Origin of the sequence: Amycolatopsis halotolerans (assembly GCF_042647905.1) — a bacterium.
Lineage (GTDB): Bacteria > Actinomycetota > Actinomycetes > Mycobacteriales > Pseudonocardiaceae > Amycolatopsis > Amycolatopsis halotolerans.
The window spans coordinates 60009-72494 of sequence record NZ_JBHRWI010000053.1; the positions used below are offsets into that span (position 1 = coordinate 60009).

Annotated in this window: 12 protein-coding genes; 8 read left to right on the forward strand and 4 right to left on the reverse strand. The window is 69.5% G+C overall.

Features of this window, described 5'->3' with window-relative positions:
- Positions 1 to 112: 112 nt before the first annotated feature.
- Genes ACFORO_RS36595 through ACFORO_RS36605 form a run of 3 tightly spaced genes read left to right on the forward strand, consistent with a single transcriptional unit; the run spans position 113 to position 3617 of the window.
- Positions 113 to 634, forward strand: a complete 522-nt coding sequence (locus ACFORO_RS36595) for a PadR family transcriptional regulator (protein WP_354745721.1) — start codon at positions 113 to 115, stop codon at positions 632 to 634.
- Complete coding sequence (locus ACFORO_RS36600) at positions 634 to 1323, forward strand: ABC transporter ATP-binding protein (RefSeq protein WP_354745719.1); 690 nt, start codon at positions 634 to 636, stop codon at positions 1321 to 1323. The genes ACFORO_RS36595 and ACFORO_RS36600 overlap by 1 nt, the downstream gene beginning before the upstream one ends.
- Positions 1320 to 3617, forward strand: coding sequence for an FtsX-like permease family protein (locus ACFORO_RS36605; protein ID WP_377876290.1), 2298 nt, complete (start codon positions 1320 to 1322; stop codon positions 3615 to 3617). The genes ACFORO_RS36600 and ACFORO_RS36605 overlap by 4 nt, the downstream gene beginning before the upstream one ends.
- 422 nt (positions 3618 to 4039) lie before the next feature.
- On the opposite strand, the gene ACFORO_RS36610 is transcribed toward ACFORO_RS36605, so the two are convergent.
- The 4 genes from ACFORO_RS36610 to ACFORO_RS36625 are packed head-to-tail and all read right to left on the reverse strand — an operon-like array spanning position 4040 to position 7480.
- A complete protein-coding gene (locus tag ACFORO_RS36610) occupies positions 4040 to 4168 on the reverse strand; it encodes a hypothetical protein (protein ID WP_377876288.1) in 129 nt (42 codons plus the stop codon).
- On the reverse strand, positions 4165 to 5232 hold the full coding sequence (locus ACFORO_RS36615) for a saccharopine dehydrogenase family protein (protein ID WP_377876286.1): 1068 nt from the start codon (positions 5230 to 5232) through the stop codon (positions 4165 to 4167). The genes ACFORO_RS36610 and ACFORO_RS36615 overlap by 4 nt, the downstream gene beginning before the upstream one ends.
- The gene (locus ACFORO_RS36620) at positions 5229 to 6110 is read right to left on the reverse strand and encodes an alpha/beta hydrolase (RefSeq protein WP_377876284.1); all 882 of its coding nucleotides are present in this window, start codon (positions 6108 to 6110) and stop codon (positions 5229 to 5231) included. The genes ACFORO_RS36615 and ACFORO_RS36620 overlap by 4 nt, the downstream gene beginning before the upstream one ends.
- Entirely contained in the window at positions 6107 to 7480 is a 1374-nt protein-coding gene (locus tag ACFORO_RS36625) for a flavin-containing monooxygenase (protein WP_377876282.1), read from the reverse strand. Before ACFORO_RS36625 ends, ACFORO_RS36620 begins: the two co-directional genes overlap by 4 nt.
- 90 nt (positions 7481 to 7570) lie before the next feature.
- On the opposite strand from ACFORO_RS36625, the gene ACFORO_RS36630 reads away from it, so the two are divergent.
- The 5 genes from ACFORO_RS36630 (at position 7571) to ACFORO_RS36650 (ending at position 12338) form a co-directional block, all read left to right on the forward strand.
- Entirely contained in the window at positions 7571 to 8212 is a 642-nt protein-coding gene (locus ACFORO_RS36630; protein ID WP_377876280.1) for a TetR/AcrR family transcriptional regulator, read from the forward strand.
- A 127-nt stretch (positions 8213 to 8339) separates the two neighbouring features.
- Positions 8340 to 9080 carry a FadR/GntR family transcriptional regulator gene (locus ACFORO_RS36635; RefSeq protein WP_377876278.1) on the forward strand — a complete coding sequence of 247 codons (741 nt, stop codon included), beginning with the start codon at positions 8340 to 8342 and terminating at the stop codon, positions 9078 to 9080.
- A gap of 85 nt (positions 9081 to 9165) precedes the next feature.
- Positions 9166 to 9894, forward strand: a complete 729-nt coding sequence (locus ACFORO_RS36640; protein ID WP_377876276.1) for an SDR family NAD(P)-dependent oxidoreductase — start codon at positions 9166 to 9168, stop codon at positions 9892 to 9894.
- A gap of 27 nt (positions 9895 to 9921) precedes the next feature.
- Positions 9922 to 10794, forward strand: a complete 873-nt coding sequence (locus ACFORO_RS36645; RefSeq protein ID WP_377876274.1) for a cyclase family protein — start codon at positions 9922 to 9924, stop codon at positions 10792 to 10794.
- 11 nt (positions 10795 to 10805) lie between these two features.
- A complete protein-coding gene (locus ACFORO_RS36650; protein WP_377876272.1) occupies positions 10806 to 12338 on the forward strand; it encodes an AMP-binding protein in 1533 nt (510 codons plus the stop codon).
- Positions 12339 to 12486: the final 148 nt, after the last annotated feature.

The window sequence follows — 12486 nt, forward strand, 5'->3', positions numbered from 1 at the left end:
CCCTCCGACCTGCGGCGACGCACTATTCTGCGGTGGTATACACGGCGCGTATACCCCTGCTGTATAGTGATCTTCACCCCCGGGATTCCGGGGTCAAGGGAGGAACAGGGGAATGTCGGTTTCACATACCTTGCTCGGGTTGCTCGAGTCGGGTCCGAGACACGGGTACGACCTGAAACGGGCGTACGACGAGCAGTTCGGGCACGACCGCCCGCTCGCGTACGGCCAGGTCTACTCGACGCTGTCGCGCCTGCTGCGCAACGGCATGGTCGAGGTCGCGGGGGTCGAGAGCGGAGAAGGGCCCGAGCGCAAGCGCTACACGATCACCGACGCCGGGGTCACCGACGTCGAGACCTGGCTGGGCACTCCGGAAAACCCGGAGCCGTACCTGCAGAACACGCTGTACACGAAGGTGGTCCTCGCGCTGCTGTCCGGCCGCGACGCCACCGACGTGCTCGACGTCCAGCGCGGCGAACACCTGAAGGTGATGCGCTCGCTCACGAAGCGGAAGTACGAGGGCGACCTCGCCGATCAGCTGATCTGCGACCACGCGCTCTTCCATCTTGAGGCGGACCTGCGGTGGCTCGAGCTCACCGCGGCCCGGCTCGGCGAACTCGAGAAGGCGGTGCGCTGATGACCAGGCCGGGAACTCCGTTGCTCGTAGGCAACGGGCTGCACAAATCGTTCGGCCAGACGCGGGCGCTCGACGGGGCGGCGCTGGCCGTCTCGGCGGGGGAAGTGCTCGCGATCATGGGCTCGTCCGGTTCGGGGAAATCGACGCTGCTGCACTGTCTCGCCGGGATCGTCCGGCCGGACTCGGGCGTCATCCAGTACGGCGGCCAGGACCTGGTCGCGATGGACGACAAGGGCCGGAGTGCGTTGCGGCGCACCGAATTCGGCTTCGTGTTCCAGTTCGGCCAGCTCGTTCCCGAGCTGACCTGCCTGGAGAACGTCGCGCTGCCGCTGCGGCTGACCGGGGCGAAGCGGGGGCCCGCCGAGGCCAAGGCGAAGGAATGGCTCGCCCGGCTCGAGGTCGACAACCTGGCGAAGCGCCGCCCCGGCGACGTCTCCGGCGGGCAGGCGCAGCGGGTCGCGGTGGCGCGGGCGCTGGTGACCGGGCCGAAGGTCGTTTTCGCCGACGAGCCGACCGGTGCGCTCGACTCGCTCAACGGCGAGAAGGTCATGCAGATGCTCACCCAGGCGGCGCGGGAAACGCACGCCGCGGTGGTGCTGGTGACCCACGAACCGCGGGTCGCGGCGTACTCCGACCGCGAAATCGTGGTGCGGGACGGGCGCACGGTCGACCGGGAGCTGGTCGCATGATGCGGGATCTGCTGCTGGGACTCCGGCTGGCCGTCGGGGGCGGCCGGATGTCCGGCTCGGCGCTCCTGCGGCTCGCGATGACCGCGTTCGGGATCGCGCTCGCGGTCGCCGTCCTCCTGCCCGCCGCCTCGGTGAGCCACCTGGTGAACGCGCGGGCGGACCGCGCGGCGGCGATCAAGCAGGACACCTCGCCGCGCGAGGGGATCGCGCCGCTGGCGACCTACCGCTGGTACCCGTCGGTCGGCGCGGACTTCCTCCAGCTGACCGCGGTGGCGCCGACCGGGTCGAATTCGCCGGTGCCGCCGGGGCTCGACCGGCTGCCCGCGCCGGGCGAGGTGATCGTGTCGCCGGCGCTGGCGGAGAAGCTGAACTCGGCCGACGGCGCGTCGATCAAGGCGCGGCTGCCGGGGAACGTGGTCGGCCAGATCGCCGAGCCGGGCGTCAGCGACGCCGCGGACCTGACGGCGTACTACGGGTCGACTGCCGCGGAAATCAAGGCCGAGGGCGAAAACGCCAGCAGCGTTTACGCCTACGGCAAGCCCGCGGAAGGGTTCACCCTGCCGTTGGTGATGTGGATGGTCATCGCGCCGATCGCCGCGGTGCTGCTGCTGCCGTTGCTGATCTTCGTGACCACCGCGTCGCGAATGGGCGCGGCGCAACGAGAACGGCGGCTCGCCGCGCTCCGGCTGATCGGGGTGGACGCTCGGTCGATCAAGCGGGTCGCGGCGGCGGAATCGCTGGTCGGCGCGGTGATCGGGCTCGTGGCGGGCGGTGCGCTGTTCTACGCGCTGCGGCCGTTCATCGGGGACTGGCTGCCGTTCGGCCTGCGCGTGTTCGCGGACGATTTCACGCCGTCGTGGATTTCGTTGCTGGTGATCGTGCTCCTGGTGCCCGGGCTCGCGGTCGGCTCGGCGCTGTTCGGGCTGCGCCGGACGATCGTCGAACCGCTGGGCGTGGTCCGCCAGGGCAAACCGGTGCGGCGGCGGATGTGGTGGCGCTGGACGATCACCGGGATCGGCGTGGTGTTCCTGCTCGGGACGCTCGTCGTGTCGCCGGGGTCGGGGGACCAGGGCGCGGCGATGGCGCTCGCGGTGGGCAGCGTGTTCCTGCTCGTCGGCGTCGCGGCGCTGCTGCCGTGGCTGGTCGAACGGATCGTGGAACGGCTGCAGGGCGGGCCGCCGTCGTGGCAGCTCGCGGTGCGCCGGCTGCAGCTCGACAGCGGCACCGCCAGCCGGGTGGTGTCCGGGCTGGTCGTGGTGCTGGCCGGGACGATCCTGGTCCAGGGCGTGCTCACGTCGATGACCAACCGCACCTCGAGGGCGTACCACACGCCGGACGGCGTCGCGGCCGCGCCGGTGCGAGTGGATACGACGACCGCGCACGAGGCCGAGGTCCGGCAGCGGCTGTCCGGAGTGGCCGGGGTGACCGGTGTGCACAGCGCCAAATCCGTGCAGTTCAAGTCCGGTGAACAGCACGTCTTCGGCACTCTCGGGGACTGCGTGGCGCTGAAGACCCAGGCGAACATCGGCGACTGCGCGGACGGCGACGTCTTCTATGTCGCGGGCTCGTCGGCCCAGCCCGCCCCGAAGGGCGAGTTGAGGATGACCAACTACCGCAAGGACGTCGAGGTCGACGGTCCGAAGTGGACGGTTCCGGACAACATCCGGGTGGTGTCCTCGGCCAACGACGCGAAGGGCGTGTCCGGCGACCTGATGATCACGCCCGGCGCGCTCGGCGGCATCCAGGCGCCGGGGGAACGCCTGCAACTGCTGGTCGCGGGCCCCGGCGGAGCCGATGCGCTGATCGACGGGGTCGCGACGGAATTGCGCCCGCTGGCGTGGAAGGCAGAAGTCGGCAGGACGGACTACCTGGCCGACTTCTCCGGCCGCGACGACCGGATGCTGGCGAGCTTCCGCGCGGTGCTGCTGACCGCGTCGCTCTTCGTGCTGGCGGTGGCGGCGATGAGCCTGCTGATGCTGTCGATCGAGCAGATCAGCGAGCGGCGTCGCCCGCTGGCGGCGCTGTCCGCGTCCGGCGTGCCGATCGGCGTGCTGGCCAGGGGATCGCTGTGGCAGACGGCGGTCCCGGTGGTGGTCGGGGTGGTGCTGGCCGTCGGGGCCGGGCTGGGCCTGACCGCGCCGATCCTGCGGCTGGCGAAAATGCCGATGATGGTGGACGGCGGAGTCCTGGCCGGACTGGCCGGCGCCGCGGTCGCTGCGGTGCTGCTGGTGACGGCGTTGACGCTGCCGTTGCTGCGGCAGGTGACGCGGTTGGACACGTTGCGCTCGGAGTAGACCCGGGGGTGCGGGGCAAGTCCGTGAAGGGCTTCTTGAGGAAGTGGGATTCCTTCAAGGAGCCCTTCACGGCTTTCGTGGGTGGCTGGTGGTGTCTGTGAGGGGAACCTTCACGGACTCTGAGTCCCAATGTCAGGAACTTAAGCCGCGTGAATGCGGCACGCTCACCGTCCACAAAGGACTCAAGCAGTGTCGAAATGTTCGATTTATTGCCATGTGACCGTGTCTTGAAGTCCGTGAGGGGCCCCTTGAGGGAATCAGATTCCTTCAAGGGGCCCCTCACGGACCACAACCCGGCTTCCGGCCTGCATCGACGTGCGCTCGACCGGATCGAGCCAGCTGAGCTGGGGAAACACACCGGAGGCGCGTCCACGTCACAGCCTTAGTTCCTGGCATTGGCTCTGAGCCCCTGAGGGTTCCCCTCACGGCTTTTGCCGCAGCGACGACACCTCGCCGACCGTGACGGTCAGCGCGTTTCCTCGGGGCGCTTTGCGACGAAGTTTCCGGTCATCTGGGTCAGACAGACCGGGCGGCGTGGCGTTGTCGCTCATGGTGCCTGCCGCACCAAGCCGAGTTCCGCGCACCCGTCCCGGAGTGGTTCCAGGCCGAACGCGTCCACCGGTCCCACCACCCCGGGCTTCACCGGCCCTTCGACGCTCAGCCGAATCGCAGCCCACGCCAGCAAATCCCCGGTGAGCGTGTACGCGTTCGGTCCCTCGAGCCGCACCTCGACGCGGGAATCGGCGACGGCGACGACCTGTGCGCCGGTTTTCGCGCGCTCGGCTGCGTCCGGTCCACCGGACGGCCCCTTGATCAGCCCGCTCGCCGCCCGCATCACTGGCCCGGCGAACACGGTCAGTGCGGAAACCGCGGGCATCACCCGGCTCAGCGCGGGGAACCATCCATTGTAGACAGTCACCTCGTCGAGCGACGGGAAGTTCCCCGGCAGGAAAAGCACTTCGGTGCCGGAAACGAGAAACGCCGCCTTGGACCGTCCGCGGACCGGAAACGCGCGTACCCGGCTGCCGGTTCGTTCCTCGGTCAGGCGTCGGCCGCGCCAGCGCAGCGAAGGCAGGGTCAGCCCGTCGCGCATGGTCTCGCGAGTGCCTTGGCTCAAACCGCGATAGAGCGGCCCGGTCGCGAAGTATCCGATCTCCAGCGTGCGTACGGCATCGCCTGCTTCCTGCGCCGCCAGCGCACCGGCCAGGATTCCGGGAACGTAGTCGTAGCCGAAGGCCGGGACCATCGCCGCGCCAGTTTCCACCGCTCGCTCATGGTGTCGTGCCTGGAGGGCGCGGACGAAACCGACTTCGCCAGTCGAATCGAGATAGTGCGCCCCGGCGTCGGCGGCGGCTTGCGCGGCCGCGTGGCCGATCCGGTCGAACGGGCCGACGGTGGCGATCAGAACATCCCCTGGTCCGGCCAACGAACGAAGGCTCGCGGGGTCGTTGACGTCCGCGACCGCGACCTCGAAGTCGCGGCCTGCGGAAAGAGCCTCTAACGCGGCCCGGTTGCGTCCGGCGAGAACCGGCCGCACCCCGCGCCGCACCAAGGACTCCAGGACCAGGCCGCCGGTGTAGCCGGTCGCGCCGAACACCACGATCCGCCCGGTCATGCCGGCACCGGAACGCGCCGGCGAAGGAAGTCAATCTGGTCCGCGACCACGCGTTCGAACGGATCTCCTTGGTAGATCGCGAAATGCCCGTCCGGATAAGTCCGCACCTCGCCGCGCGGCGCACGGGCGGCGTACCGCAGCGTGGGCCCGGCGGGGGCGACGGAATCCTTCTCGCACACGGCGAACAACGTCGGCACTTCGATCCTCCCGACACCTCGACCCGGCCGATACCGCAGAATGTCGAACACTGCCCGGGCCGCGACCTCGTTGCGGAAATCGCTTCCCGGCGGCACGAGCGCAAGATACCCCGGCTCGGCGTCCGGCGCAGTCATCAGCGCGGTGCCTCGCCGCGGACCGGCGGTGGCGATCAGGTGCGGCGGCCGGCCGAGCCGATGCCCGACGACATCGCGAGCGGCGGCGACCGTGGCCTTCGCTGAACTGGCCGGGTGCATGGCCAGCGCGGAAGAGATGCCATCGGTGAACGGGCATTGTGCGATCGCGGCGACGAGTCCGGCCGGGTGGCGCGCAGCCGTGGCGAGCACGTGCCCGCCGCCGAACGACGTGCCCCACGCGACGACGCGGTCGCTGTCGACCTGGGGGAGCGTGCGAGCGTAGGCGATCGCGGCGGTCCAGTCGGCGAGTTGTTTCCGCGGGGACAGCAGGTGGCGCGGAGTGCCTTCGCTGTCGCCGAAATGCCGGTAGTCGAACACAAGACACGCATATCCGGCGGCGGTGAAGCGTTCGGCATACGCGGCGAGCCCCATTTCGCGGACCGCGCCGAGTCCGTGCGCCATCACGATCACCGGCGGGTTTTCGTTCGCTGGCAGGTAAAGCGTGGCCGCGCAGTGGTCGCCGTCGACCGGGAACGACACGTTCATGCCGGGATCTCCTCTCGGGCGGCGGCGCTGGCCACCGGACGGTCGGCGGGAGTGCGACCCGCTGGGCGACGGGTGCCGCGACGCCGTTCGAGCCGAAGATCGCGCATATAGTCGTCGTAGTCAACCTGGATGGTGTGCCGTTTGGACGCGACGTAACGCCGCGAGATCCGCCGCCGGTGCGTGTCGATTTCGCGCTCCATCTCGGCCGCGCCGGGCAGGTGGTAGCGGCCTTGCAGATGGTCGGCGATCAGCAGGGCCTGCCGTTCCGCGATCGGCATGATCGCGCCGAGCGGCTGGACCAGTCCGACGAAATACAAACCAGGTACGCCAGAGTGGAAAACGCGCCGGTACAAGCGGATCTCGTTGTCTCCGGAAGGATCGAGGAAATCCGGGTCGAAGAACGGGAAACTGATCTTGTACCCGGTGCAGAACACCACCAGATCCGCAGCGACCCGGCGGCCGTCGGTGAACACGACGTCGTCGCCGTCGAATCGCTCGATGTTCGGCACCGGGGTGATCGCCCCGTGCGCGAGGCGGTCGAGGATCCGGCTCGACATGGTCGGATGCGCCTGGGCGAACTTGTGGTCCGGCGCGGGCAGCCCGTACCGGGTCATCGGCCCGGTCGCGGCGGCCATCAACCGGCGCGCGACCGGCCAGCGCAGCACCGAGGGGAGCCATTCTTTCCCGGCGATCCGGTCATACGGCCTGCCCCACACGTATTTCGGGATCACGTGCACCCCGCGCCGCGCGGACAGATACGTCTCCGCTGCGTGATACGAGGCGTCCACGGCGATGTCCATCGCGGAATTGCCCATGCCGACCACCACGACGCGCCGTCCGGCCAACTGCGCTTCCTCGGTGTAGGAGTGCGAATGCATGATCTCGCCGCGGAATCCTTCGGTGCCGGGGAACATCGGCTCCGGCAGCCGCGGATCCCAATGGTGGCCGTTGGCGACAAGCACGGCGTCGTACCGTTCGGTGTCCCCTGTGGACAGTGTCACCGCGAAGCTGCCGTCCGGCTTCGGCTCGACGTGCGTGACGCCGGTGCCGAACCGAATGCGGTCGCCGAAGCCGAAATGCTCCAGGTATGCCGCGAAATAGTCGGCGATCTGGTCGTGCCGGGCGAAGTCGGGCAAGTGCGCGGGCATCGGGAAGTCGCTGAACTCCATCCGCCGCCGCGAAGTGTTGATGTGCAGGGACCGGTAGGCGGCGGAGACCCCGTTGCGGTTGCCCCACACCCAGTTCCCGCCGACCCGGTCGGACAGTTCGTAGCAGTCCGCCTCGACGCCGCGTTCGGCGAGCACCTTGACGGCGGCGATCCCGGACGAGCCCGCGCCGACGACGCAGACCCGGAAGCTGTTCGCGGACATGCGCTCCCCTCCTTGTGACCAGTGGTCATATGACCAGCGGTCATAGAGTACGATCGGAGTGCGGGGAGAGTCAAGAAGAGGAGGTCGGCGGTGCCGACGGGAACGTGGGAGCGGCTGCCGGAGAAACGGCGGGCGGCCGTGCTGGCGGCGGCGGAGGCGGAGTTCGCGGCGCGCGGCTTCAGCGGCGGCAGCCTCAACACGATCTGCCGCGAGGCCGGCGTGTCGAAGGGCAGCCTTTTCCAGTACTTCACCGACAAGGCCGACATGTACGTCCACCTCGCCGAGCTGGCGAGCGTGCGGATCCGCGCGGCCATGGAGGCCGAGATCGAGAAGCTCCCGTGGGAAAGGGACTTCGCCGGTTCGCTCGACCGGCTGCTCGACGCGTGGGTGCGGTATTTCTACGACCATCCGCTCGAGCGCGCGATGACCGCGGCGGCCAACCTCGAACCTGATCCGGTCGCCCGTACGCCGGTCCGCGAGGCGGTCAACAGCCATTACCTGGCGGTGCTGCGGCCGCTGGTCGAGCGCGCGGTGGCGGCGGGGCAGCTGCGCGCGGACACCGATGTCGAGATCGTGTTGTCGTTGCTGCTGCTGGTCTTGCCGCATCTGGCGCTGGCCCCGCACGTCGAGGGGCTCGACCCGCTGCTCGGCCTGGTCGAGGGCGATTCCGCGCACGCGGCGGCGACCGCGCGCCGGATGACCGGGGCGATGCTGGCGCCGTATCTCCGCTGAGCGATACCGGACGGGGGATGCGGGAAATGCGGTTCGCCGCGTCCCCGCCGGAAATCCGCCGTGGTATAGACTGGCGCGGCCCACGTGATTACCGATTCGCCGCACGCGCACCGACAGGGGTCGACCGATGGCCAGCAAGAAGAACGCCGCACCGGCGGGGGAAAAGGGCGGCAATCGGCGGCTGGCGGAAAAGGTGTCGGAGCGGATCGAAAAAGACATCATCGACGACGGCTGGCGCGTCGGATCGGTGCTCGGCTCGGAAACGGAGCTGATCGAGCGGTACGGGGTCAGCCGGGCGGTGTTCCGCGAGGCGGTGCGGCTGGTCGAGCACCAGCAGATGGCGGCGATGCGCCGCGGTCCGGGCGGCGGACTCGTGGTGACAGAACCGGATCCGGGCGTCGTGCGCAACGCGGCGCGGGTGTACCTGCGGCACGCCGAGGTGAGCCGCAGGCAGTTGATGGAGACGCGGACCGCGCTCGAGGTCGCGGGCATCGCGCTGGCCGCGGAGAATCTCACGGAATCGGGAATCGTCCGGCTGAAAGAAGCGCTCGAATCCGAACGCGAACTCATCGAACAGGGATTCACCCGGGGGCACGCGCGCAATCTGCACCGCGTTATCGCCGAACTCGCCGGAAACCCGGCGATCACATTGTTCGTGGAAGTCCTCGCGCAACTCGATCAGGACATCGTGCAGCGGGAATGGGACGCCGAATCCTCCGGCGGCGAACACCGCGACGCGGCCCGCGAATCGCACGAGGCGCACGAAGCGATCGTGGCGGCCCTCGTCGCCGGGGACGCGCCGCTGGGCCAGCACCGGATGCGCAGGCACCTGCAGGCCATCGCCGCGTTGCTGCGACCGGAAGCCTGACCCGCTCAGAGTACACTCTTTCATCTCCCTTTGACGGTACTGCAGGATTCTGGCTTCAGGTTCCGCAAAAGAGTATACTGTATTGATGCTGACCACTATGGGCTTTGAAGCCGGAAGCTGTGTCCTGGTCACCGGCGCGGGCAGCGGGATCGGCCGCGCGATCGCGCTCGGCGCGGCCGACCTGGGGGTCGCGGTGGCCGCGTGGGACCTCGACCTCGCGGCAGTGACCAGCCTTGCCGAGGAGTCCGGCGGCGACGTGCTGCCCGTCGAGGCCGACGCCGGAAACCCAGCGTCGGTCGCCGCCGCGCTCGACCGCACGCTGGCCTGGCGCACGCCGGGAACGCTGGTCAACAACGCCGGTCCGTCGAGCCAGCGGCCGCGGCCGTTCGCGGACGGAGTGGCCGGCGTGCTCGGACTCGTCGAGCTGGTCACGACGTCCTGGCTCGACCGGGTGCGGGAGCGGGCGGAATCCGTCGTGAACGTCGCGTCGATCGCGGGCACGGTGATCGGCGGCGGCGTGAGCTGGTACTCCGCGGCGAAGGCGGGCGTGCTCGGCTACACCAGGTACCTCGCCGCGGAAGCGCCGTTCGGCGTGCGGGTGAACGCGATCGCGCCCGGTTTGGTGGAAACGCCGCGGATGAAGGAGTTCTTGCCCTCGGAGACGGGCAAGCGCATGGTGGGCCGGACGCCGCGCGGGCGAGCCGTGCAGCCCGCCGAGGTCGCCGCGGCGGTGTTGTTCCTGGCTTCCCCGTCGGCGGCGGGGATCACCGGCGCGGTCGTCCCGGTGGACGCCGGACTGTCCGTCACGGTCTGAAACCCCTCTGCCCACAAGGAAGTGTTCATGAGTTCCCGAAGCACCCCGCCCGACGCCGACCTCGTGCGCAGCCTCGGCCTGCCCGCGACCGGCTCCGTGTACGACCTGTCGACCGGCTGGTGGCGGCACATGCCGACGTTCGCGGGCAACCCGCAGCTGGAAGTCGTCACCTACAACTCCCCGCAGGGCCAGCGCGCCGAAGGCCGGTTCCCGTTCGACTCGCCCGGCACGAACGACGTCGGGTTCGGCTATGTGTCCGAGCTGGTCTCCGGCAGCCTGCACACCGGAACGCACATCGACGCGCTGTGCCACGTCACGTGCGGCAGCGAGGACGAGTGGCACGGCGGAACCTCCGCGACCAGCGCGCTGGGCGACTACGGCGCGCTGCGCGGCGACGCGTCTGAGCTGGCCCCGATCATCGGCCGCGGCGTGCTGTTGGACGTCCCGAAGCTGCTTGGCCTCGACGTCCTGCCGCCGCATTTCGCCGTCGGGGAAGACCATCTCCGGCAGGCGGCTGACGCGGGCGGGGTCACGATCACCGCGTCGGACATCGTGCTCGTGCGGACCGGGCAGATGAAGTTCTGGCCGGACACCGCGCGGATCGCCGAGGAGAGCGGCGGCAGCGGCGTCGGCGTGGACGGGGCGCAGTGGCTGGTGTCGAAGGGCGTGCGGTACGTCGGCGCGGACACGATGTCGTTCGAGGTCCGGCCGTCGCCGGTGCCGGGCAATCCGCTGCCGGTGCATGTGCTTTTGCTGCAGCAGCACGGGATTCACATCATGGAGTGGGTGAACTGCGAGGACCTGGCGGCGGACGGCGTCGTCACGTTCCTCTTCGTCGCGCTGCCGCTGACTCTGCGCGGCGGGACCGGTTCGCCGCTGCGCCCGATCGCTGTCGTGTGAAGGGAGCCGGGATGGAATTCGCCAACGACGTGCCGCTCAGCCCGCTGAGTTTCCTGCGGCGTACAGCCGATCTCGACGGCGACGGGATCGGCGTGGTCACCGACGCCGGGGAACGGGTGTCGTGGGCGCGACTCGCGGACCGGGCGGAGCGGCTGGCCGGACGCCTGCGCGAACTGGGACTCGGCGAGGGCGACCGGGTTGCGGTGCTGGCACCGAATGGCGTGCCGTTGCTGGAAGCGCACTACGGCGTGCCGGGGGCCGGATGTGCTTTGGTAGCGCTGAATACGCGTCTCTCGCCGGACGAATACGCACAGCTGCTGCGGCTTTCCGGTGCGAAGGTGCTCATCGTCGACGAGTCGCTGGTCGCGCAGGTTCCCGAGCGAACGCCTGAGCTGCGGGCGGTCGTGGTGATCGGCGAGGACTACGAGGATTGGTTGCGCACTGCGGTTCCGGTGCCGTTGCGGCTGCCCAGCGACGAACGTCAGCCGCTGGCGGTCAACTTCACCTCGGGCACCACGGCCGGTCCGAAAGGCGTGGTCTACACGCATCGCGGTGCGTACCTGAACGCACTCGGCCAGGTCGTTTCCACTGGCCTGCAAGCAAGTTCGCGCTATCTGTGGACGCTGCCGATGTTCCATTGCAATGGCTGGTGCTACACCTGGGCGGTCACCGCGGCGGGCGCGCGGCACATCACGCTCCGGAAAGTGGACGCGGCGCGGGCCTTTGAGCTCATTGAGCAGGAAGCCGTGACGCATCTCAGCGGTGCTCCGGTCGTGCTCGACATGCTGGTGCAGGCGAGCGGCGGCGCGCGGTTCGCGCAGCGGGTGCGGTTCGCGGTCGGGGGAGCGCCGCCGTCGCCGTCCGCGATCGCGGCGATGGCCGGGATCGGGATCGAGGTGACGCACCTGTACGGGATGACGGAGACGTACGGTCCTTCGCTGATGTGCGTTCTGCGGCCGGAGTGGCAGGAGCTTGCACCGGGGGAACGGGCGAAAATGATGGCCCGGCAAGGGGTCCGGACGGTGAACGTCGAGTCGGCGCGGGTGGTGACTCCGGAGTTCGAGGACGTTCCCGCGGACGGGGAGACCCTGGGCGAGCTGGTGATCCGCTCGAACACGGTGATGGCGGGGTACCTCGGCAATCCGGCGGCGACTGAGGCGGCGTTCGCGGGCGGTTGGCTGCATACCGGGGATGTGGCGGTGCGGCATCCGGACGGGTATGCGGAGGTGCGCGACCGGCTCAAGGACGTGATCATCAGCGGCGGGGAGAACATCGCGTCGATCGAGGTCGAGAACGCGCTGCTGGACCACGAGGCGGTCGCGGAGGCGGCGGTGGTCGCGAAGGCCGATCCGAAGTGGGGCGAGGTGCCGGTCGCGTTCGTCCGCCTTCGCGACGGGGCGGAAGTGTCCGACGCGGACTTGATCGGGTGGTTGCGGGGGCGGCTGGCGCGGTTCAAGGTGCCCAGGGACATCCGGTTCGCGGAGTTGCCGAAGACGTCGACCGGGAAGATCCGCAAGGCGGAACTGCGCAAGCTGGCGGAATGACGGGCCGGTGCTCCGGTCGACCGCGATGCCTGGGCGATCCAGCCGCGGCGGCACTGGTCGCGGAGCTGTGTGCGCGGGGCGCTCCGTGAGGGGAACCCTGCGGGAATCAGAGTCAATGCCAGGAACTTAAGCGTGGTTGGTCACGGTT